The organism is Achromobacter sp. HZ34, from assembly GCF_002209485.1.
GTDB lineage: Bacteria > Pseudomonadota > Gammaproteobacteria > Burkholderiales > Burkholderiaceae_B > Bordetella_C.
Genome location: NZ_NJIX01000003.1, coordinates 168,241 through 190,351, shown reverse-complemented (window position 1 = coordinate 190,351; position 22,111 = coordinate 168,241). Strand labels below are relative to the sequence as shown.

Sequence of the window (22,111 nt, the reverse complement as noted above, 5' to 3'; positions counted from 1 at the left end):
GCGGAACAGTGGATGGGCGTAAAGGACGGGGAGGGATGGTGGAATTCAACGATGCGCTGCGCCGTACCAGGCACATGAACGTTGCTCTGCCGTGAAAATATCGTGTCCATTGCGTTAATTGCCTTGATCCCGTGCCGTTAAGCAATGCAGCGCGCTGTCTGTCGACACGCGCGCGCATTCAAGGAGACGCCGTGCACGACCCGCTGAGCCAGAACATTTTTGAATTGGGCGCCGCCCTGGGCCGCGGCGAGATTACGTCTCAGCAACTGGTCGAAGCCTGCCTGCGGCGTATTGCCGCGCACGACAAGCAGGGGGCCGCGATCAATGCCATGACCTGGCTGCTCGACGGCGCGCTGGCGCAGGCCCGCCAGCTGGACCAGGAACGGGCCAATGGCCTGGTGCGCGGGCCCTTGCACGGCATCCCTATCGTCGTGAAGGACAACATCGATCTGGCCGGGCTGCCGACCACGGCGGGTTCGGCGCTATTGCGCGAACACCAGCCGGCGCGCGATGCGCGGGTGGTGCGACGCCTGCGCCAGGCCGGCGTCGTCGTGCTGGGCAAGACCAATATGTCGGAATTCGCCTGCTCCAATGGGCGCTACGGCTATGGCTCGCTGGCGGGGCTGACGCTCAATCCCTACAACCGCGCGCGCAATGCCGCCGGTTCCAGCAGCGGCAGCGGCGCGGCCGTGGCGGCGGGATTCGCGGCCGCGGCCCTGGGCACCGACACCTTCGGATCGGTGCGCGCGCCAGCCTGCGTGGCGGGGCTGGTGGGCTTGCGGCCCACCCTGGGCCTGGTTCCGGTCGATGGCATCTTGCCGCTGGCCTTGTCCTTCGACACGGTGGGGCCGCTGGCGCGTTGCGTGCACGACGCGGCCTTGCTGTTGCGGGGGATGGTGTGCGCGGTGCCGGGCGGTGAGCGCGATGAGTATCTGCGTGCCTTGGATGTAGAGGCCTTGCAGGGCCAGCGCATCGGGGTGGTCACGGACTTCCAGGGCGAGGATGCCGAGGTCCGGGCGGTGCTGCGGCAGGCCCTGGACCGCTTGCGTGACCTGGGCGCCACGCTGGTGCCGGTGCGCCTGCCCGCGCCCGCGACCACGCTGCATCCCGTTTTGCTGGCGCCGGTGGCGGAGGCTGAATGGCCCGCGCAGCTGGATGATTATCTGAAGAAGAGCATAGGCGCGGCGCCGGCCAACATGGCGCAATTGCTCGATGCCGGGACGGCGTGGTCGGCGGCCTGCCCCACGCACACGGTGAATCCGCGCACGCTGGCGGGCATGGAGCGGGCCTTGCAAGCCGCGCGTGAGCAGACGGCGGCGCAGCGGGCGCAGGCGCAGGCGTCACTGGCGGGGTTTCGTTCGGCGCTGACGCATCGGATGCGGCAGGACGATCTGGCGGCCCTGGTGTTTCCCACGCTGTCGTGCCCGGCGTCGCCGCGCCATGACCGGCCCGATCCGACGTATGTGGAGCATCCCGGCAATCCGTATGCGGCCTTGTATGTCGCCAGCGCGGCCGGCTTGCCGGAGATCAGTGTGCCGGCGGGCAGGGCGCGGGCGGGCGTACCCATCGGCGTGTCCTTCATGGGCGCGCCGCATGACGAAGCGCGCCTGCTTGGGCTGGCGTATGCCTTCGAGCAGTCGATGGGGGCTCGGTTCGAGCCTGTGCTGGATGGCCCGGATGCCGACGATGCGGCGTCGATGCCCGTTGAAGGCCAGGCCGACCTTCGCGCCAGTGGCCCATCCGAATAGAAAGGGTATAGTCGGCTGCTCTGCAACGCCTTCCTCTATCAACGATGCCCAGCGCCCGTGACCTGGTTTATGGGGAGTTACGCCGCCGCCTGATGGCCGGCGCTTTCCTGCCCGGCGAAAAGCTGCGCGAAGAACGTATCGCGCAGGAACTGGATGTCAGCCGCACCCCCGTGCGCCAGGCCATCGAACGCCTGGAGGCCGACGGCCTGGTCAAGCGCGACGGCCGGCGCGGGACGGTAGTGCTGGGCTGGCTGGACCGCGACATCGACGAGGCATTCGAGCTGAGATTGCTGCTGGAACCTTACGCCGCGCGGGTAGCCGCGCAACGCGCGACACCGGCGCAGATCGACGAGCTGGAAGTCATCAACCAAGGGATGAAGGACGCCGCCGAGTCGGATGACGCCGACCATGTCGACCAGGTGCAGAAGCTCAACAACCGCTTCCATCATGCCTTGCTGGCGGCCGCGCAATCGGCGCGCGTGCGTTCGCTGGTGGACAGTCTGCTGGACCTGCCCATCATCATCGGTTCTTTCTATTTCTACAGCCGCGAGGACATGCTGCGCAGCGTGGAGCATCATCGCGACATCATCGCCGCCTTGCGGGCCGGCGATGCAGCGCATGCCGAAACCGCCATGCGCTTCCACCTGTCCGCGACCCATCTGCTGTTTCGCGGACAACGCAAGGTGAACCGGCAGGTTGACGAAGCGGGCTGAGACGGCGGACGCCGGCGAGCCTGGCCTTCGCTCAAACAGAGGATTTTTTTAATATTGGGGGAGCCCCCCATCGCCCCCCTTTTCGGCTATCGCCCTTGCAGCCACGCCTGGATTCATCGTGGCGGTCGGCGCGGGCTGCGTTCGGGGGCAGGATCCGGAAAGAAAAAAGGGGAGAAATTTTTTCTCCCCTTTTCCCTCTGGACTTTGTCCATGGCTTCGCCCTGCGGCAGCCGCAAAGGCCTGTAGCCGCGATCATTCCGGCTTACTTCAACTTGCACCCCTGCGCGGCCAGGCGGGCGTCGATCCAGGATGTGTCGAGCTTGCCGGCCGCTATCTGCGCCAGCATTTCCAGTTCCGCCTTGTGCTTGGCGCTGGATGCCTGGTAAAGCGCTTCCACCTGGTCGTAAGGCACGCACAGCAGGCCATCGTCATCGCCCAGGATCAGGTCGCCCGGTTCGATGGTCATGCCGTCCAGCGCGATAGTGCCGTTGATGACGCCGGGGCCATCCTTGTAAGGCCCCCGGTGCGTGACACCAGCCGCATAGACCGGCAACGATCCCTGCCGCAGCGTTCCGGCATCACGGATGGCGCCGTTGATCACGATGCCCGCCACGCCGCGCGTTTCCGCATAGGCCGCCATGATCTCGCCGATGATGGCATTGGTCAGGTCGCCGCCGGCATCGACCACGATGACGTCGCCGGGCGCGGCCAGGTCCAGCGCCTTGTGCACCAGCAGGTTGTCACCGGGCCGGCAGCGCACCGTCAACGCCGGCCCGGCCATGGGCGCGCCATTGTGCATGGGACGCAAGCGCGCGCCGCCGGCGCTCATGCGCGACATGCAGTCGCTGACGTTGGCAACGGGAATGGCGCGAAAGCGCTCGACGGCGTCGGCGCTGACGGCGCGTTGGCGTGGATTGATGGCGAATCCGATCATGATGAAGCTCCGTATGGTCTGGGAACACCGTGCCTGGCCATGCCGGCCCTGCACGGGCTTGCGAAAGGTGCCTGCCGTTCGGGGATACCTGCCCTGCGCGGCCCTGCGGATGATGTCTATTGCTTGGGAATCCCGGCGTCCTGCACGGCCTTGCCGAAGACGTCATGGTCGGCGCGCAACTGTTTGGCCAGGTCGTCGGGCGAGCCCTTCATCACGCTATAGCCGGCTTCTTCCAGTTTCTGCACCAGCTCCGGCTGCGTCAGCGCCCGGTTCAATTCGGTGTTCAGCGTGGCGACCACATCGTCGGATGTCTTGCCCGGCGCGAACAAGCCCCACCAGATCGTCTGGTCGATCGTCTTGAAGCCGCTCTCCGCGAAGGTGGGTACATCCGGCAGGGCGGGCGAGCGGGTATTCGCCACCACAGCCAGCGCTCGCACCTTGCCGCCGCGGATCTGCGGCAGGAGGGTGGCGACCGAACCGGTGTAGACGGCGATGCGGCCGCTCATCAGGTCCGGGAAGGCCTGGCCCCAGCCGCGATAAGGCACGTGCATCAGTTTCATGCCGGCGGCCTTGCCCCACAGGTGGCCGATCAGGTCGCCGCTGCCGCCTATGCCCGGGATGCCCAGCGAGATCTCGCCGGGCTTGGTCTTGGCATCCTTCACCACGTCGGCGATGGTCTTGTAGGGCGACTCAGGCAGCACCACGAACACGCTGGGCGAGGACGCGGCCAGGCCGACCGGGCGGAAGTCCTTGAATACGTCATAGGTCAGCTTGGTATAGAGCCAGGGATTGAGCACGATGTTGTCGGTCTGCGCCATGACCAGGGTTCGGCCGTCCGGCCGCGCCCGCGCGGTCGCGTCCAGGGCCAGGTTGCCGCCGGCCCCGGGCTTGTTCTCCACCACGATGTTCCAGTGGGTGTGCTGGCCGATGGCATTGCTGACCATGCGGGTCAGCATGTCGGTGCCGCCGCCGGGCGGGAACGGGGAGATGAAGGTGATGGGCGGGCCGGACAGGTCCGCGGCCTGGGCGGTCAGCGCGGGCAGCGCGCAAAGGCTCAGCGCCGTCGCGGCGGCCAGTTTCTTCAGAAATTGCATTGTCTTCCTCTCAAGTGCTTTGTTTTCGTGATCACATCGGGGGCGCGATCTGTCTTGCATCCCGTCAGAGGCGGGGCCGGTGTCGCCGGCCTGCCCTTCCGGGGTATTGCCAGTGCCGCCACTCTGCAGCATGGGCTTTGCCGCATGCTATCGCGGTTGCCATTACTGCTGCGGTTACAGTTACTGCCGCGGTTGCTATTACTGCTGCTGGCGCGCCAGCGTGGTCAGCCAGGCCAGGCGCGCGGGCACGGTGTCGGGGATGTCCAGGGGCTTGCCGCCGGCCGCGGCTTGCGCGGCCGCGATGCCTTGGGAGGTGCGTGCGAACAGGCTTTCGACCCCATTGAGCACCAGCGGCTGCAGGCCGGCGTCGGTCAACTGGTCGCGCGCTTCCTGCACTTCCGCCAGGCGGCGTTGCGCGTGCAGCACGTGCGAGCGCAGGAAGGAATCCATGAAGGCTGTCAGCGGGGTGCGGTCGACATCGGACAGCACTTCGTAGAGGGCATCGCGCAAGCCCATGCTTTCCGCCGCGACCAGGCATTCGACGGTAAGGCTTTCCATGCCTTTGGTCATGATGCTGCGCAGCAGCTTCAGGCGCACGGCGTCGCCGGCCTGGCCGGGGATGGCACGCGCCGGGGCGCCACTGTCGCACGCGAAGCGCGCCACGGCTTCGGCGCCAGTGCCCGCGCACAGCAAGGGCGTGCGCGCGCCCAGCAGGATGATGGCGCCCATGATGGCGACGTCGGTGAACGGGATCCCGTGACGCGCCGCGACCTCGGCCGCCGCCCGCATGTCACCCGCGCTGGCGGTGGTGAAGTCAGCGTATTGTGCCGCGTGTTGTGCATCCGCGCGCAGATGCGGCAGGGCTTGCTCAGCGACGTGCAGGGCGGCGTGGCCGAACACGGCGGAGACGACCAGGTCGACATCGGCCAGCCAGGGGCCGGGGGTGGAGTACAGGGTGGCGCCATAGGACTGGACACGCGCCTGCATGTCCGCGTCCTGACGCAGCTCGCAAACCGCGCTGATGTCATGTCCCGCAGCCATCCAGGCCTGCGCGTAACAATGCCCGACCTCACCGCAACCCAGAATCGCAATCTTCATCACATCGCCTTGTAGATATACATAAAAAGTACAAGACGATTTATACCTGATGGTGATAACGCTGAATTCCTAGGGTATTCCCGTAAATGGCGCCGGAGGATTACTCTCAGATGTACAAAATATGTACATTTTTTGGCCTACAACGTGGATCGCTTAAGCTGCACTTCCTGCGGAGCAGGTGTCCCCGGGGCGACACCTTGCCTTTGGCCTGCCTTTTTTGCCGCGCTTCTTTTTTGAAAAGAAGAAAAGGACTCTCCCGCCTGCCCCAAATTCAAAACCCGTACAAATGAGCCGGGTTGTCCGTGAGGACCTTGCGGCGGTCTACCTCCGATGGCACCCAGTGAGCCAGCAGGTCCAGCATCGCTGCGTTATCCGGCTGATCCGTGCGCCCGGGATGCGGGTAATTGCTGGCCCACAGGCAGCGGTCCGGATTCGCTGCCGCCAATGCGCTGGCCAGGGCGCTGACGTCGTCGTAATGCGGCGGGCCGGAGCGCGATGTCTCGTATGGAGCCGACAGCTTGACCCACACGTGCCCCCGCTCCAGCAGGTTCAATAGCGAACGGAAACTGGCATCGGTGGGCGCCACCGGCGTCAGGTATTTGCCATTGTGATCGAGGCTGACCTGGCAGGGCAGGGCCGCCAGGCGTTTTTCGTACTCGGGCAGTTCCCGCCCGTCCAGCTGCAGGTTGATGACCCAACCCAGTTCGGCGATCCGCGCCGCCATGGGCTCCAGATCCTCCCACTGCATCACGCCACCGCTATTGGGGATCATCATGAAGCGCACCCCGCGCACGCCCGCCTCATGCAGCGCACGCAGTTCAGTGAGCGGCGTATCCGCACGCAGCGTGGCGATCATGCGCGCCGTCCCCTGCGACAGGGCCAGGGCCTCCAGCGCGCAACGGTTGTCGAAGCCGTAGCCGGTGGCCTGCACGATGACCGCGCGTTCGAGGCCCAGCGCCTGGCGCACTTGCAGGTAGTCGTTCCACGATGCCTGCGGCGGCCCGAACGTGGCGGTCGACGCCAGCGGATAACGCTGCAGTTCATAGATATGGATATGGCAATCGCAGGCGCCGACGGGCGCCGTGAGTTCGGGCTTTTTCATGAGAGCTTCCTGGCTGAGCGTAATTCATGCCGCCTGCAAGCGCTGCAGGCGTGTCGCGCTATCGAAATTCACCGAATGCGGCGGCGCGTCGCCGCGCAGGATGGCGCCGACCTGCGTCACGGTATCCATCGCCTGGTGCAAGGACGCGGCAGGCGTCAGACCCCCGATGTGCGGCGTGGCGATCACCCGCGGATGACCGGCCAGCGCGGCGGTCGGCATCTGGTCCTGCGCCCGCCCCACATCCATGGCGCAGCCGGCGATCCACCCTTCGTCCAGCGCCACCCGCAAGGCCTCTTCATCGACCAGCTCGCCGCGCGAAGCATTGATGAAAATGGCATCGCGCTTCATGCGGCGCAGCGCATCAGCGTCGATCAGGTTGGCGGTCTGCGGATTGGCCGGCGCCAGGCACACTACATAGTCCGATTCAAGCAGCAACTGTTCCAGTTCCAGGCGCGGCAAGTCTCCCGGATCCTGTTCCGGCTTGGGATCGGCGATCACCACCCGCATGCCCAGGGCACGTGCCAGCGGCGCCAGATAGCCGCCGATATGGCCATGCCCGATGATGCCCAGCGTGGCGCCGCGCAACTCGCGGCCCATGGCGATGGCAGGCATCTCGCCCCGCCAGTAGGCGGCGGCGGACCGGCTGATGCCGCGCGCGGCATCGATCATGACGCCGACTATCCATTCCGCCACCGACGCGGCGAAGCCGGGCGTGGCATGCGTCACCAGCACTCCATGGCGGCTGGCGGCGGCGACGTCGATGTTGCGGATGTCCACCGCCACGCGGCAGAAGGCAACCAGATCGGGCAAGGCGTCGAACACCTGCGCCGGCGCCGCGGCCAGGCGGCTGGACACGATGATCTGACAGCCCTGCGCCATGCGGATCAGGTCGGCGGGATCGGCCGGGTCCGCGCCCGGGTTCAGGCGTACTTCGCCCAGGCCGCGCAGGGCCTGCAGCGCGGGTTCGCCGTAGTAGTTTTCGCGCGCCAAGGGCGAATGCGTCAACAAGATGGTGGTCATGCCTTCTTCTTCCTGGTGATACGGGGGGCGGCGCCTGCGGCGCCAGCCGGCGGCGGCGCCACCGAAGCGCGTCGCACCAGCGTGGGTTGGAACAGCACCTCGCGCGCCGGGGCATCCGGCTGCGCCAGGCGCTGCATCAGCATGTCGACCATGCAGCGCGCCATGTCGGCGCTGGGCATGTCGACCGAAGTCAGCGGCGGATTGACGTAGGCGCACATGACCAGGTTGTCCATGCCGATGACGGAGATGTCCTTGGGCACCGACAGGCCCGCTGCCTGCAGGCCGGCCATCAGGCCCAGCGCCATCATGTCGTTGATGGTGATGATGGCGGTCGGCCGTGGCGCCATGGCGGCGATGCGCTCGGCCAGGTGATAGCCGACATCCGCCAGATGCGAGTCGCCGAAGTCGGGACTGGTCGCGCCTTCGATGACCTGGGCTTGCTCCGCCAGGCCGGCCGCCTGCACCGCGTCGAGAAAGCCCGCGCGCTTGAGCGTCCGGCTGATGGTCTTGACGTCGGGCGTGACCAGGGCCAGCCGCTGGTGGCCCTGTTCGACCAGGTGCTCCACCGCCAGGCGGGCCGCCTTCATGTTGTCGGGCGAGACGTGATCGATGCGCGAGTCCGGTTCACCGCTGCCGCCGCGGTCATAACTGACCACGGCCAGGCCGCGTTCGATGGCGCTGTTCAAGTGGCCTTCATCGGTGCGCGAGGACGCCAGGATGACGCCGCGCACGCCCTGCGACAGCAGGTCTTCGAACATGCGCGATTCCTGCTGCTGGTCGCGATGCGTGTTGCCAAGCAGCACGCGGTAGCCATGCTGGTCGCTGGCGGCCTTCTCCACGTGCACCGCCAGTTCCCCGAACATGGGGTTGGCCGTGGAGGGCACCAGCAGCCCCAGCAAGGGAGCATTGCCGGTCTTGAGCTGGCGCGCCACCAGGTTGGGCCGGTAGTTCAACTGGCGGATGGCTTCTTCCACCCGCCGATAGGTTTCGCGGCCCAGCCTTTCGGTGCGGCCATTGAGCACGTTGGACACCGAACTCACCGAAACGCCGGCCAGCGCTGCTACATCCTGGATAGTCGTCATAAGCTGGTAAGGGTTGTGTCGCGCTTGCCGCGGGGATTCATAGGAACGGGGATGCCGGCATGCTCACCAGACTCAGGCCATGTTGAACAGGCGCGGCAGCCACAGTGAGATAGCCGGCACGAAGATCAGCACCACCAGCATGATCGCCAGCAGTACCAGGTATTTGATCATGGGCCGGGCGACTTGCTCGACGCGCGTGCCGGTCATGGCGCAGGTGGCGAACAGGCCCAGGCCGAAGGGCGGCGCGAACAGGCCCAGGCCCATGGCGATCACCACCACCGTGCCGAAATGCAGCGGGTTGACGCCGACCTGCTGCGCGATGGGCGTCAGCAGGGGGCCGAAGATGATCAAGGCCGGCGCACCTTCCAGGATGGCACCGAAGACAACCATCAGCGCTGCGGACACCAGCACGAAGGCGACGCTGCCGTAGTCATGGGCCAGCGTGGTCATGGTTTCGGAAAGGAACATCGGCAGTTGCTGCACCGTCAGGGCAAAGGCCACGCTGGATGCCGCGGCGATGATGAACAGGATGCCGCCGGCCATGGACGCCGATTTCACGAACAGGCGGACGATGGAGCCCAGGGTCAGTTCGCGGAAAGCGATGCCGCCGGCCAGCAACGCATACACCACGGCGAAGGCGGACACTTCCGTGGAAGTGGCGATGCCCGACGTCACGCCCTTGCCTATCATGCCCACCATGATCAAGGCGATCAGCGCGCCGCCCAGCAGCTTGGGCAAGGCCATGCGCTGCGGAAAGGCCTGGTGCGGATCGATCTTGCGGCCGAAGATGATGGCCAGCGCGCACAGCCCGGCGGCCAGCACGGCCGCGGGCACCAGGCCCGCCAGGAACAGGCCGCCGATGGAGATGTTGGCGACGAAGCCCATGATGATCAGGTTGACGCAGGGCGGAATGGTTTCCGCCATCACCGCCGACGCCGCCAGCACGGCGGCGGTTTCATTGGGATCCTGTTTGGTCCGGCGCACGGCCGGCACCACGATGCCGCCCACCGCGGCGATGTCGGCCAGCTTGGAGCCGGATACGCCGGAGAAGAACGCGGTGGCCAGGATGGAGATCAGGTTCATCGAGCCACGCACGCGGCCGAACATGCGCACCAGCAATTCGATCAGCCGCGACGACATGCCGTTGGCTTCCATGATCAGGCCGGCCAGCACGAAGAAGGGAATGGCCAGCAGCACGAAGTGATCCATGCCTGCCATCACCTGCTGCGAGTAGATGATCATGGGCAGGCTGGGTTCCGCCAGGAAGTAGACCAGCGAAGACAGCGCCAGCACGAAAGCGATGGGGATGCCCATGACCAGGCTGGCCAGGAAGGCCACGGTCAACAGCAGCCACGGCTGGATGGCCCAGGCTTCCGGGCCGAAGCTGTTCCAGCCCCAGACGGCCAGGCACAGGGCGACCGCGCCGGCCAGCGTGGCCCAGGTGGTACGGGTGGCGCCGCTGACGGCGTTGGCGATACCGGCCACGGTCATGAACAGCGCGCCGACGCAGACCGGCAAGACGTTGAGCCATTGCGGCGTGCCGATGGGGGTGGTGACGTTGACCGAATCTTCCAGCAGCAACGCGGACGAATACAGCAGGGCCGCCGCCACCCCCGCCACGGTCCAGCCGCCCAACTGGATAGCCGGCTCGCGCCAGGCACGCGGGAGCAGGCCGCGGAAGACTTCGATGCCCACGTGCTGGCGGCGCGTGAGCACGGTGGCACCGCCCAGGAAGACCAGCGTTGCCATCAGGCTGCGGGCGATTTCCTCGGCCCAGTCCACCGGGCTGTGCAGGAAGTAGCGCAGGATGACGGACACGAACACCACCGCCACATCGGCGGCCAGCACCGCCGCACAGAAGTATTCGATCACCGTGCACAGGCGTCCCAGCAAGGGATACGCCGCCGGCATCGCCGCGCCATGGGGGGCCCCGTGCGCGGAGGCTTCGATCGGGGCCGCCGCCGCCGGGGCCTCGGCCCCGGCGGTGCTTTGCAGAACCTGTGAACTCATGTCTCCATCTCCTTGCCGGGGCGCGGCGGGTGCTTTACCCGCGCTGGGCGTTGATGATGTCCAGCATGGGCTTGGTCACCGGATACTGCGCGGTCACCGTGGGCCACAGCTTGCTTTCCATGGTGTGGCGGATGCTCTGGCGCTCGGCGGGGTCCATGGGATGGAAAGCGATGCCGGCTTTTTCCAGGGCTGCCAGGGCGTCCTTGCCCTTGGTGCCCGAGGCCTGGCGCTGGAAGTTGTCGGCGTCCTTGGCGGCCTGGTGGAAAGCCGGCAGCAGGTCCTTCGGTACCTTGGCCAGGCCACGCTTGCCGATGGCGGTGATGGAGGGGCTGAACAGGTGATTGGTCAGCCAGCAGTTGCTGACCACCTCGTTGAACTTGCTGGAGAGCACGGTGGCGGCATCATGCTCGAAGCCATCGACCACGCCGGTCTGCACCGCGGTGTAGAGTTCGTTGACCGGAATGGGCGTGGGGATGGCGCCCATCAGCTTGAACGTCTCGACGAAGATGGGCGTGGGCAGCACCCGCAGCTTGACGTTCTTCAAGTCGGCTTCGCGCAGCACCGGTTTCTTGGTGTACACGCTGCGGGCATTGAAATGGTTGCCCCAGCCCAGGAACGTGCAGCCCGTGCGTTCCTGCAGCAGTTTGTCGAACTGCGCGCCGACGCCCGCATCGACGGACTTGTTGACGTGGTCCCAGCTGTCGAACAGGAAGCCCATGTCCAGCAAGGCCAGTTCCGGCAGGGCGGTGGCCCAGATGGAGCTGCCGGTGATCATCATGTCGACCGAGCCCAGGCGCACCTGCTGCACCACGTCGGCTTCCTTGCCCAACTGGCCGTTGGGGAAGAAGTCGACGCGGATGCGATCGCCGACCGCCTGCTTCAGGTTGGCGGCGAAACGGTCGTACCAGATGAATTGCGCGGCACTCTGGTCGGCGGGCTGCGAGGACGAGCAACGCAGTGCCACGGCGGCGGGTGCCGCCATGATGTTGGGCGCCGCGAGGGCGGCCGCGCCGGCGGCGGCAGTCTGCAAGAAAGCGCGACGCGACGGGCGCGCCGGGGGCGGGGTCAGCCTCATGGCTTTGTCTCCTGAATGTTGTCGTTATCTTTTTCCGGTCCTTGATGGCCGGTATTACGCGATTCAGCGCCGTCAGGCCTGGAAGATGGGCCTGCAAGAGCAAGTCTTGTAAATCGGTTTACTAAATCGGTTTACGAATCCTACGGATTCGTCCGCCGTTTAGCAATACGCGAGAAGTAGGGGAAAACCTGTAGGGTGCGCGTCAGCTTATCCGCGCCGGTCGCGGATACGCCAGGGCGTACAGGACCACCAGCGTGACACCGTAGATAGGCACGCTGCGCATATTGCGGAACATCATTTCCGTCAGGCTGAAACAGGCGTAGCCCAAGGTGAAGAGCAGGCCGATGCGCGCCGCCGTACGGACCGACTCGTCCGGGTGGCGCAGCCGTCGCAGGAACAGCCAGGCCGGTATGAAGTAAAGCGCGCAGACCGTCAACAAGCCCAGCAGGCCGTAGCCCGCCAGGGCGTTGAGGAAGTCATTGTGCGGTTCGCCGTAGCCTTCGACGACGGTGGGCGTGACGACCCCGCGCTGTTCCAGCCGCACCAGTTCCGCACGGAAATTGCTCGGATACACCCCAAGCAGGGGGCTCTGCTTGAACATCAGCCATGATGCGTGCCACAGCTGCAGGCGGATGCCTACCGAGGTGTCGCGATCCTGGTGTTCAAAGCGCTGTACATCGGACCACGCGGCGCTCATGCGGCTGCTGGCCGAATACCAGGATATGGCCATGCCGGTCATCACGACGGCCAGCGCCACTACTGTGAAACCTGCCTTCGCGCGCCGGCTCCAGTGGCTGTTGCCCAGGAAGATGACCAGCGCCAACACGCCTACCAGCACCCAGCTGCTGCGAGTCTGCGACAGCCACACCGCGTAAATGGCAATGGGACTGGCGGCGGCTTTCAAGGCATTTTCCAGGCGCGGCCAGGGCGAGCTGCTCCACGGCATCGTCATGGTCGCCGCGAAGCCGAAGAACAGCGTCAGGTCGGCGAATGCCACGGCGTTATAGCGGCCGCCGTATTCCGATACCGCCATCCGGCCCAGTTCGTTGGTCGACACGATGACGATCAACATCAGCGAGCCGGCATAGGCGCTGAACAGGAAGGCCCATTGGATGTAGCGCAACCAGCGCCGTTCGGCGCGCAGCAACAACCAGGCGACGGGTAGCGCCAAGGCAAAGCGTGACAGCTTCTCGAACTCCGACGCGCTCCACTGGCCATGCACCACGCTGCTTGCCAGCATCACGGCCAAGGGGGCGCACATGGCCACCACCAGGGGCGTGCCGACCTGGAAGGACTCCCGTCCGCTGCGCACATTGATGGCCATGGCGATAAGGCCCAGCAACGCGGTCAGATAGAGCAGCACGGGACCGGCGGCTGCGCTGACCAGGGCCGCGGCGCAAACCAGGAGGGCCAGCACGGTGGCACAGAGCAAATAATGTCGGGTGGGCATGTTCATTCATTCAAGGCGGCCGCGATCGGTGGGCCGAAGCATCCGGAAGGCAGGCGGTTGCACGGGCTGGGTGTCGCCCGCGCAGTCCCGCATCAGGCGCTTGAAGGCATATAGCACATGACCCGGAAACAGCCACTCGCGCCAGTACTGGTCGCGCCAGCGCCCGCCGATGATATACCCCGGATAGACGATGCGTGATCTGGCCCAGGCCGGCTGCCATGCGCGTGTGCGGGTGGGCCGTCCTGTCACCGTCAGGGTAGGCACGCCGACATTGGACGCGAGGTGGCCGATGCCGGATTCATTGCCGATGAACCAGCCTGACTCGTGGATGAACGCCGCCACGTCCGCCAGCCGCGCCGCGTGCAGTAGTGCCAGGCCGTTTTCGGCCAGGCAGTTCCAGCGATCGCGCTCAGCGGGCGCCAGGATGAAATAGGGGTCATAACCCTCGCGCTGCAGCCGCAAGCCCAGTTCAACGAAGTGGCGGGGCGCCCAGCAGCGCTGCGCGCTGGTCGACGTGGGATGTATCGCTATCCGGCGCATGTACTTGCGCGTCTGCAGTTTCGGCGGCACCCGCAGGCCATTGTCGACACCGGGACAAGCCAGCCCGATGTCGTCCTGGCAAAAGTCGCGGATCTGCTCCAGCTTGATGAAGTCCTTGCCGGTGATCGTGACGTGGCCGTCGTAGTAGCAGTAGGCAGGCGCGTAGGGATGCAGGGAATAGGGCCAACCCTTATGCATCTGCACGGCGCAGTCGAAGCCGGCGCTGTTGTCACTCGACAACATTGCGCCAGCCTGGGCTTCGGGCAGCGACGGCCGCACGTCCATGCCGGGAAACCATTCCCGCAGTGCATGAATGTAGTCGCCGAACACCGTCACCTCGCGGCCGTGGGTCGTCAGGTTATATGCCATGTTCATCATCAGCAGGCTGTCGCCCAGGCGGGGCGCCATGAGCACGGCGATACGCCGTGCGTGCCTGAGATGGTTCAAAGCGCTGGGGGCGTCGTAGGGCGCCGCATCGGATGTGGGTTCCATAGTGCCGGATCGATAGGTAAGCCTGAGAAAAAGCCATCTGGTTCCCGCGCGATGTCTTGTGCGTTGCGGGAAAAATGGCCAACGGCTGTAGGTGTCGTCCGGAGTGAAATCCCTCCGCCTGCCCGCCACATGGGGCGGTAGGGGATTTCACGGGTTCGGAGAGGTATTGAAACGATGTGCAGGCAGTAGTAACGCCACCCGTAGCATCTGGATACAGTGTGTCGCGTTTAGGGGCTTGCAGATTGAACTGTGTAGAAAATGCCGTTGTTTAAGCGTTTGATGAAAATTCAACGGGGTTGCACAGATACTGCCGACCTGCAGTCATTTACCTTGCGGTGAACCATGCATATCGAATCCCGAACCAGCGCCCTACTGCCCAGCATGTTGCCGGATGTGACGCCGCGGTCTGAAAACCTCGACGACATCCGTATTTCATGTGTCGTCCCCTGCCTGAATGAAAGCGCCAACCTGCGCGTGTTGCTGCCTGCGCTCATCACGATGCTCAGCCGTCTCTGCACGTCCTGGGAAGTGGTGGTGACCGACGACGGCAGCACCGACGGCACGCCCGAAATGATGCGCGAGTGGACCGCCGTGGACGGCATCCGCTACGTGCAGCTTTCGCGCAACTTCGGCAAGGAAGCCGCGCTCAGCGCCGGGCTGGAAGCAGCCTCCGGGGACGTCGTGATCTGCCTGGATGCGGATATGCAACACCCGCCCGCGCTGATCCCTGAAATGCTGGAACGCTGGCGTGCCGGCGCCGATATGGTCTATGCCGTGCGCGAAAACCGCGACGACGAGCCATGGGCCAAGCGGGTGGGCGCGAAGATGTTCTACCGGCTGCTCAGCAATGGCCGCCGTGTGCAGGTGCCGGCCCATGCGGGCGACTTCCGCCTGATGGACCGCCGCGTGGTGCAGGCGCTGAACGCGCTGCCCGAACGTACGCGTTTCATGAAAGGCCTGTACGCCTGGGTCGGTTTCAAGACCGAGGCGTTGCCTTACACCCCCGCCGACCGCGCGCATGGCGCCAGCAATTTCAACGGGCGGCAGCTGTTCAAGCTGGCGTTCGCCGGCCTGACCGCGTTCACCACCTGGCCGCTGCGCGTAGTCAGTATGATAGGCATGTTGTTCGCGCTGCTCTCGTTCACGTACGGTTGCTACCTGGTGGCGGATTTCCTGCTGTATGGAAATCCCTTGTCCGGTTGGACGACCATCGTGGCTGCCCTGATGTTCTTTGCCGGGATCAATATGTTGTCGCTGGGTGTGGTGGGTGAGTACGTCGGCCGCATATTCGACGAAGTGAAGGGACGGCCGCTATATGTCGTGCGTGAGCAGCGCGGTAAGGTCTTCACCGAGAAACCAACTGCCAAATGACAAGTACTGGTACAGGCGCCTGGCGGCGCCTGCTGACCGCGCCACCTCGCGCGGTGATTTTCTTTGGCTCGGGCGCATGGCTGCTCTGGCTGTCCTGGCTGCGTCCGCTCACCCTGCCCGATGAGGGGCGTTATGGGGGTGTCGCCTGGGAAATGCTGAGCCGCGGCGCGCACGTCGTGCCCACCTTGAACGGCATGCCGTTCTTCCACAAACCCCCGCTCTATTACTGGTTGGCCGAAGCCGCTTATAGCGTGTTCGGCCCCAGCGTGTGGGCGGCGCGCCTGCCTTCCCTGCTGGCGGCCTGGGGCGTGGCGATGGCTTTGTATTTCTTCCTGCGCCGCTGGCGTGGCGAAGGCACCGCCCTGATCGGCCTGCTGGCCCTGCTGACGCAGCCGTTCTTCTATGGCAGCGCGCAGTACGCCAATCTGGACATGCTGGTGGCCGCCTTGATCGGCATGACCATACTCGCCGGTGCCACGGCGGTGCTGCGCGCCGACGCCGGCCAGCCGTATCACACGCTGTCGGTGTCGGCCGGCCTGCTGGCGGGTCTTGCGGTGCTGGCCAAGGGCCTGATCGGCGTGGTGCTGCCGGGCGCCGTGCTGGTCCTGTGGATCATCCTGCGGCGCCGCTGGCGCGGCCTGGCCGTGTTGTTGTGGCCGCCCGTCATCGTGGTGTTCCTGGCGGTGGCGCTGCCCTGGTTCTGGGTGATGCAGCAGCGCTTCCCGGATTTCCTGCATTATTTCTTCGTCTACCAGCAGTTCGAGCGTTTCACCGAGACGGGCTTCAACAATATGCAGCCTTTCTGGTTCTACGTACCGGTGATGCTGGGGCTGGCGCTGCCCTGGACGCTGTGGCTGGGCGGTGCCTTGCGCAAGGCGTTCTGGGGCAATCCCGTTGCCGCGCGCACCGCGGCGGACGACAACTCGCAGGCCGCCAACCCGCAAGCGGTCCGGGCCGCGGATGTGCGCTGGCTGATGCTGTGCTGGCTGCTTGTGATCCTGGTGTTTTTCTCGATCCCCGCATCCAAGCTGGTAGGGTATATCCAGCCGGTGTTGCCAGCCTTGGCGGCGCTGGTGGCCGAAGTCATCGTGGTGGCCATGATGCGCGCCGACAAGCGTTCCGATCGCCGCACCCGCGCCTTTGCCCTGACCTTGTCCAGCGCGGCAGTGATGTGCGTCGTGGCCAACCTGCTGGCCACGCACTACGCCAAGCCGAACAACGTGGGCATCGGGCTGCAGGCTCGGCCTGAGTTCCGGCCTGGCGACACCCTGATCGCGCTGCGCTACTTTCCGTACGACCTGCCCATGACGCTACGCAGCCGCAACGCGGTGTGGGTGGTGGAGGATTGGAATCGCCCCGATATCGCCAAACGGGACAACTGGCGCAAGGAACTGTATGACGCGGGTCAGTTCGACCAGGCCGCCATGCGCGAGGCCCTGATATCCGAAGCGGAAATGCAGCGGCGGATGTGCGCGGCGCCTGACGGCCAGGGCTTCTGGATCTGGGCCGATCCCAGCGAAAGCAGTGACCGGGATAAGATATTGCAGGGCCAGACGCCGCGTTATGCGGCGCGCAAAGGGGCGCTGTGGTACGTCGAAATCGGCGACACCTTCAAGCGGCAGCACTGCGCCGGAACGCCCACAAACGGCTGACCAGGAAAGTGAGTACGGCGATGCCTACCAGGACGGCCCCCAGCAGGATGTCGTATCGCACCTCGGTATGGTGCAATAACCAGGCGTAGGAAAGTTCGTTGATGACGAAGCCGCCTGCCGATACGAAGAAGAAGCGGCGCGCCGCTTCATGCCAGGCACCGGCTTGATGCCGGAAGGTAAGCAGGAAATGACCGCTGAACGACACTACGAAGGCGACGGCCCAACCCGCGACATTGGCCCACAGCGGTTGCAGGCCCAGGCCGCGCACGCAGCCTACCGCTACCAGCCAATGGGTAGCGGCCGCCGCGCAGCCAACGATGATGAACCAGCTCAGTTGTCGGATCAGGACGCGCATGTGAAAAAAATCTCCGGCCGCGATGATAGTGGCAATGGCAACGGCGCAAGCGGCACGCGTCGAATTATCGTCTGTGCCGACGATTTTGGCATGAACGAAGCGATCAACGAGGGCGTACTCGTGCTGGCCCGCAAGCGCCGGCTGAGCGCCGTCGGTTGCATGACGCATGCGCCCGCCTTTCAGCAGCACGCGCGCGGCCTGGCGGAACTGGACGTGGATGCCGGCCTGCATTTGAATTTCACCGAAGCCCTGGGCCAGCCGGGCTTGTACCTGCCGCTGTCGCAGTTGATCGCGCGCAGCTATGCCCGCACCCTGGATGTGCCGCGCGTGACGCGCCAGATCGAGCGTCAGCTGGACGCCTTCGAAGCTGCCATGGGACGCCGTCCGGATTTCGTCGACGGCCATCAGCACGTGCACCAGTTGCCGCAGATACGCGACGCCCTGCTGGCGACCATCGCGCGCCGCTATGGCGCGGCGGCGCCGTGGGTGCGCTGTTCGGCGCCTGGCAGGCAGACGGGCCTGCCTGCCGCGTTGCGCTGGAAGGCCCACGTCATTGGCGTGCTGGGCGCGTATCGCTTCAGCCGTGCGGCCGCGGCCGCCGGCCTGCGCAGCAATCATCGCTTGCTGGGGGTCTATGACTTCCAGGGCGGCAGTGACGCCTATGCGGCGTTGTTGCCCTTGTGGCTGCAAAACATGCGCGATGGCGATCTGCTGATGTGCCATCCCGCCATGCCTCATCCGGGCGATACGGCAATGGCGGCGCAACGCGGCGCCGAATTCCAGGTGCTGAACGATGCGGGTTTCGCCGAGACCCTGTTGCGCGAAGGGCTGCGCATCACGCGGCAGCCGCCGGGCGGTGATCAGGCGTCGATGACCTTGCGCGTGAACGCTTCCAGGTAATCCATCAGCAAATCGGCACCGGCGATCGCGGCTGCGGTATCACCGGCCGCGATGCCCGCGGCCATGGCCATGTGGCGGCGGGCCCCTTCGACGATATCGCCTTCGTGCTGGTAGGCGTACCAGAAGCGGCGGCACTGGATGATCAAAGGCTCCACCGCGTTGACCGCCGAGGCATTGCGGCAGGCGTCGTGGCAGACATGGTCCAGCCGCTGGTCGGCCTGCATGTAGTCGTCCAGGTTGCCGCCTTCCGCGGCGTGGATCATGCCCGTGGCACAGGCCAGGATCTGTTCCCGTTGCGGTGGCGTGGCACGCCGTGCCGCCGCCGCGGCGATCAACTGTTCCAGGGCGCGGCGGGTCTGGATCAGGTCCAGGTGGTCCGCCAGTTGCACATCCGACACACGCAGGCCGCGGCGCGGTTCCTGGCGGATCAGGCCGGCGGCCACCATGCGCAGCAACGCTTCGCGCAGGGGCGTGCGGCCCAGGCCCGTGCGCTGCACCAGGTCGGCCTCGACCACGGCGCTGCCGGGCTGCAATTCCAGCGTGGCAAGCATGCTTTCGATGGCATCGTAGGCAATGTCGGCGGCGCGGCGTTTGGGAGGGGCGGTCATGCGGGGGGAGGGAAGTTGGGCGTGGATCCACCGGTGGGCGTGGGTTTTGCCGTGGGTATCGCGGCGGGTATCGTACCCCAGGCCTGGGGACCGGCCTGGGTCGCCTGCCGCGGCGTCCCATACGCCGCGCGGGCCGCGCGTATGAAGGATTCCACGGCGTGGTCATAGACCTCGCCGCTGCGCACGGCGCCTGAGTGCGTGGCGCCTTCTATCTTCACCAGGCGTTTCAGCGGCGGCGCCACATTGCGCACGGCGGCATAAAGCTGGTCGCTCATGGTGTGCGGGATGACGGAATCCGCGGTGCCATGCATGAACAGCACGGGCGTGCGCAACGCCGCCACTTTATCGATGGAATCGAAAGGCTGCGTGACCAGCAGCCCGGCGCCGGGGACCCAGCCATACTTCAGCGTACCCAGCATGGCGCTGATGCTGGTGAAGGTGGATTCGACGATGAGCCCGGCGTAAGGCGGGGCGTCCTTGCGCGTCGCCAGGTCGATGGCGATGGCGCCGCCCAGGCTGTGGCCGTAGATGAAACGGCGCGCGGGATCGGGTTGGCGTCGCGCCAGTTCGCGCAGGCCCGCGGCGGCGTCGGCGCCAGCCGTGCTTTCCGAAGGCAGCAGCGGCGTGGACTCGCCGAAACCGCGATAGTCGATCGCCAGCACCGAATAGCCCATTTCCGTCCAGCGCGTCATGCGGAAGGCGCTGCCGTTCAGGTTCCAGCGTGCGCCATGCAGATACAGCACGGTGGCCGCCTGCGGATTGGGACTCTTGTAATACCAGGCATGGACTTTCTGGCCCGGCGCCACGTCCAGGTCGAAGACTTCGGTGCCGGCCGGCGGGTCGCGAAACCAGGGCCGGTCGCCGGTGGCGGAGGCGAAAATCGCCTGGCGCTGCCAGGCATCCAGCTTGATCCAGCCGAACGTGCAGGCGCCGGCCAGCAGGGCCAGCGCCAGGAGGGCGCGGAAGGGAACGCGGGGGAACCGGCGAGGGTGCGGGCGTGTTTGCGGGCGCATATCAAGGTAGACCGTTGCGCGGCGCCCAGGTTCCCGGGCCGGCGCCAGCGGTCAGCCATCATAAGCGCTGGCGCGCACGGGCAGGTATCTACCCGTGTCTACCCGTTTCTGGCGCGGTCTATCCGTATACCGTCCGCACTGCGCGGGATGCATGGCCTGCTTGCATGCCTGATTCGGGTCTGCGCTTCAGTTTCCGCCCGCCACGGCATGCGCCAGGTCCAGCGCCACTGGATACAGGGACCCGACCAGCAGCATCGCCATGCCGCCATTGAAGATGCGCACGGCGGCCGGCTGGCGCAGCAAACCGCGCAGCGAGCTGCCGAACATCACCCATACTCCGATGCTGGGCAGGTTGATGATGCCGCAGACCAGTGTGCCGATCAGCAGGTTCGCATAGAAGCCGTTGGCGGGAATGTAGGCCGCCGCCACCCCCACCGCCATGACCCACGCCTTGGGATTGACCCATTGGAATGCGGCCGCCTGCAGGAAGGTCATGGGCCGGGCGCGGCCGCCGCCTTCGCCCAGTTCGCCCGCCCGGGCGATCTTCCAGGCCAGGTACAGCAGATAGGCCGCGCCGGCATACTTCAGCACGGTGTACAGCACCGGCGCGCTCTGGAAGACCGCCCCCAGGCCGGCGCCCACCAGCAGGATCATCAGCGAGAAGCCGATGCACACGCCCAGCAAGTGCGGCAAGGTGCGGCGGAAGCCGAAATTCAGGCCGGAAGCGGCCAGCATGACGTTGTTCGGTCCCGGCGTGATGGAGCTGACCAGCGCGAACAGCGCCAGGGGGCCCAGCAGTCCGCCGGAAAGCAGCGGGATGGTCGTGGCGAAGTGGTTCATGGACGCGCTCCCCGCACGGCGGCGCGGCGGCCGGCGGCGATGACGGCGATCACGGCCAGCGCGCATATCAAGGTGCTGGGCGGCACCGCTTCCTGGAAGAAGAGGGCCGCGGCCACGACCGTCAGGAAGGGTTGCAGCAGCTGCACCTGCCCGACCTTGGCGATACCGCCTTGCGCCAGGCCGCGATACCAGGCGAAAAAACCGATGAACATCGAGAAGAACGCCAGATAGCCCAGGGCCAGCCAGGCCATCGGGGTAGGCGCGGCCGGCGCCTGCCAGGCCAGCCAGCCCACCGGCACGGCGATGAAGGGCGCGCTGATGGCCAGTGCCCAGCAGATGGTGCGCCAGCCGCCCAGCGTGCGGGCCGCTTGGGCGCCCTGCGCATAGCCCATGCCGCCCAGCAGTACCGCCAGCAGCAGCCACAGGTCGCCGGGTTGCGGGGTGCCGCCGCCTTCGCGCAGTGCAAAGCCCACCACCAACGCGGCGCCCGCCAGTGCCCACAGCCAGAAGCGGCCGGAGGGGCGTTCGCCCGTGCCCAGGGCGGCGAACGCGGCGGTGCACAGCGGCAGCAGGCCGTTGATGACCGCGCCGTGGGCCGATGGCACCGTGCGCATGGCCAGCGTCGAGGCCAGCGGCCAGCCCAGCACCACGCCCAGCGCCGCCAGGATGACCGCGCGCCATTCCTTGCGGGTGGGGCGGCGGCTGCGGGTCAGCCACAGCATGAGGATGGCCGGCACCGCCGCGGCCAGCGCGCGGCCCAGCCCGACCAGCAGGGGATGCAGCTCGGCCACGGCGATGCGCGACATGGGCAGGGTGAGGCTGAAGATCAGGACGCCGATGAGGCCGTAGCCGTAGCCTTCCCAGCGGGACGGGGCAAGACTGGCGATGGCTGCGCCAACGGCGGCTCTGGTGGCAGGCCCGGTGGCTGAGGCGACGGCTAAGGTATTTGGCCCGGCGGGCAGGGATGAAGTGGGGGATGGCATGCGTGTCTCCGGCATCAGGGCGAATCCGGAT

General features: G+C 66.2%; 20 protein-coding genes. 5 read left to right on the top strand and 15 right to left on the bottom strand.

Going from position 1 to position 22,111, the window contains the following annotated elements; translation table 11 throughout:
- Nucleotides 1-191 precede the first annotated feature (191 nt).
- Nucleotides 192-1,748: an amidase gene (locus tag CEY05_RS13015; protein WP_233161506.1), complete on the top strand. Its 1,557-nt coding sequence runs from the start codon at nt 192-194 to the stop codon at nt 1,746-1,748.
- A gap of 44 nt (nt 1,749-1,792) precedes the next feature.
- Nucleotides 1,793-2,461 carry a GntR family transcriptional regulator gene (locus CEY05_RS13010; protein WP_088598760.1) on the top strand — a complete coding sequence of 223 codons (669 nt, stop codon included), beginning with the start codon at nt 1,793-1,795 and terminating at the stop codon, nt 2,459-2,461.
- Nucleotides 2,462-2,723: 262 nt separating this feature from the next.
- Here CEY05_RS13010 and CEY05_RS13005 read toward each other — a convergent pair whose 3' ends face one another.
- The 10 genes from CEY05_RS13005 to CEY05_RS12960 all read right to left on the bottom strand — a co-directional run bounded on the left by CEY05_RS13005 (nt 2,724) and on the right by CEY05_RS12960 (nt 14,358).
- The gene (locus tag CEY05_RS13005; RefSeq protein ID WP_088598759.1) at nt 2,724-3,395 is read right to left on the bottom strand and encodes an RraA family protein; all 672 of its coding nucleotides are present in this window, start codon (nt 3,393-3,395) and stop codon (nt 2,724-2,726) included.
- A gap of 116 nt (nt 3,396-3,511) precedes the next feature.
- Entirely contained in the window at nt 3,512-4,489 is a 978-nt protein-coding gene (locus tag CEY05_RS13000; protein WP_088598758.1) for a tripartite tricarboxylate transporter substrate binding protein, read from the bottom strand.
- Nucleotides 4,490-4,687: 198 nt separating this feature from the next.
- Nucleotides 4,688-5,587: an NAD(P)-dependent oxidoreductase gene (locus CEY05_RS12995; protein WP_088598757.1), complete on the bottom strand. Its 900-nt coding sequence runs from the start codon at nt 5,585-5,587 to the stop codon at nt 4,688-4,690.
- A 271-nt stretch (nt 5,588-5,858) separates the two neighbouring features.
- Complete coding sequence (locus CEY05_RS12990) at nt 5,859-6,689, bottom strand: amidohydrolase family protein (RefSeq protein WP_088598756.1); 831 nt, start codon at nt 6,687-6,689, stop codon at nt 5,859-5,861.
- Nucleotides 6,690-6,713: 24 nt separating this feature from the next.
- Nucleotides 6,714-7,709 carry an NAD(P)-dependent oxidoreductase gene (locus CEY05_RS12985; RefSeq protein WP_088598755.1) on the bottom strand — a complete coding sequence of 332 codons (996 nt, stop codon included), beginning with the start codon at nt 7,707-7,709 and terminating at the stop codon, nt 6,714-6,716.
- A complete protein-coding gene (locus CEY05_RS12980; protein WP_088598754.1) occupies nt 7,706-8,791 on the bottom strand; it encodes a LacI family DNA-binding transcriptional regulator in 1,086 nt (361 codons plus the stop codon). Before CEY05_RS12980 ends, CEY05_RS12985 begins: the two co-directional genes overlap by 4 nt.
- A 72-nt stretch (nt 8,792-8,863) precedes the next feature.
- Nucleotides 8,864-10,702 (bottom strand): TRAP transporter large permease subunit, encoded by a 1,839-nt coding sequence (locus tag CEY05_RS12975; protein ID WP_088599198.1) that lies wholly within the window; start codon nt 10,700-10,702, stop codon nt 8,864-8,866.
- A gap of 133 nt (nt 10,703-10,835) precedes the next feature.
- Entirely contained in the window at nt 10,836-11,876 is a 1,041-nt protein-coding gene (locus tag CEY05_RS12970) for a TRAP transporter substrate-binding protein (RefSeq protein WP_088598753.1), read from the bottom strand.
- 202 nt (nt 11,877-12,078) lie between these two features.
- The gene (locus CEY05_RS12965) at nt 12,079-13,326 is read right to left on the bottom strand and encodes an O-antigen ligase (protein ID WP_088599197.1); all 1,248 of its coding nucleotides are present in this window, start codon (nt 13,324-13,326) and stop codon (nt 12,079-12,081) included.
- Between the two features lie 6 nt (nt 13,327-13,332).
- Nucleotides 13,333-14,358 (bottom strand): glycosyltransferase family 9 protein, encoded by a 1,026-nt coding sequence (locus CEY05_RS12960; protein WP_088598752.1) that lies wholly within the window; start codon nt 14,356-14,358, stop codon nt 13,333-13,335.
- A gap of 381 nt (nt 14,359-14,739) precedes the next feature.
- On the opposite strand from CEY05_RS12960, the gene CEY05_RS12955 reads away from it, so the two are divergent.
- Together CEY05_RS12955 and CEY05_RS12950 are read left to right on the top strand one after the other, a co-directional pair.
- Nucleotides 14,740-15,729 carry a glycosyltransferase family 2 protein gene (locus tag CEY05_RS12955; RefSeq protein WP_233161551.1) on the top strand — a complete coding sequence of 330 codons (990 nt, stop codon included), beginning with the start codon at nt 14,740-14,742 and terminating at the stop codon, nt 15,727-15,729.
- Nucleotides 15,726-17,381, top strand: a complete 1,656-nt coding sequence (locus tag CEY05_RS12950; protein WP_088598750.1) for a glycosyltransferase family 39 protein — start codon at nt 15,726-15,728, stop codon at nt 17,379-17,381. Before CEY05_RS12955 ends, CEY05_RS12950 begins: the two co-directional genes overlap by 4 nt.
- On the opposite strand, the gene CEY05_RS12945 is transcribed toward CEY05_RS12950, so the two are convergent.
- On the bottom strand, nt 17,341-17,736 hold the full coding sequence (locus CEY05_RS12945) for a GtrA family protein (protein ID WP_088599196.1): 396 nt from the start codon (nt 17,734-17,736) through the stop codon (nt 17,341-17,343). The two genes, CEY05_RS12950 and CEY05_RS12945, sit on opposite strands and share 41 nt — an antisense overlap.
- Before the next feature lie 90 nt (nt 17,737-17,826).
- On the opposite strand from CEY05_RS12945, the gene CEY05_RS12940 reads away from it, so the two are divergent.
- Nucleotides 17,827-18,636: a ChbG/HpnK family deacetylase gene (locus CEY05_RS12940; RefSeq protein ID WP_233161505.1), complete on the top strand. Its 810-nt coding sequence runs from the start codon at nt 17,827-17,829 to the stop codon at nt 18,634-18,636.
- Here CEY05_RS12940 and CEY05_RS12935 read toward each other — a convergent pair.
- The 4 genes from CEY05_RS12935 to CEY05_RS12920 all read right to left on the bottom strand — a co-directional run bounded on the left by CEY05_RS12935 (nt 18,597) and on the right by CEY05_RS12920 (nt 21,903).
- Nucleotides 18,597-19,244, bottom strand: a complete 648-nt coding sequence (locus CEY05_RS12935) for a GntR family transcriptional regulator (protein WP_088598749.1) — start codon at nt 19,242-19,244, stop codon at nt 18,597-18,599. The two genes, CEY05_RS12940 and CEY05_RS12935, sit on opposite strands and share 40 nt — an antisense overlap.
- Nucleotides 19,241-20,257, bottom strand: a complete 1,017-nt coding sequence (locus CEY05_RS12930; RefSeq protein ID WP_088598748.1) for an alpha/beta hydrolase — start codon at nt 20,255-20,257, stop codon at nt 19,241-19,243. The genes CEY05_RS12935 and CEY05_RS12930 overlap by 4 nt, the downstream gene beginning before the upstream one ends.
- A 186-nt stretch (nt 20,258-20,443) precedes the next feature.
- Entirely contained in the window at nt 20,444-21,097 is a 654-nt protein-coding gene (locus CEY05_RS12925; protein ID WP_088598747.1) for a LysE family translocator, read from the bottom strand.
- Nucleotides 21,094-21,903, bottom strand: a complete 810-nt coding sequence (locus CEY05_RS12920; RefSeq protein WP_233161550.1) for a DMT family transporter — start codon at nt 21,901-21,903, stop codon at nt 21,094-21,096. The genes CEY05_RS12925 and CEY05_RS12920 overlap by 4 nt, the downstream gene beginning before the upstream one ends.
- Nucleotides 21,904-22,111: the final 208 nt, after the last annotated feature.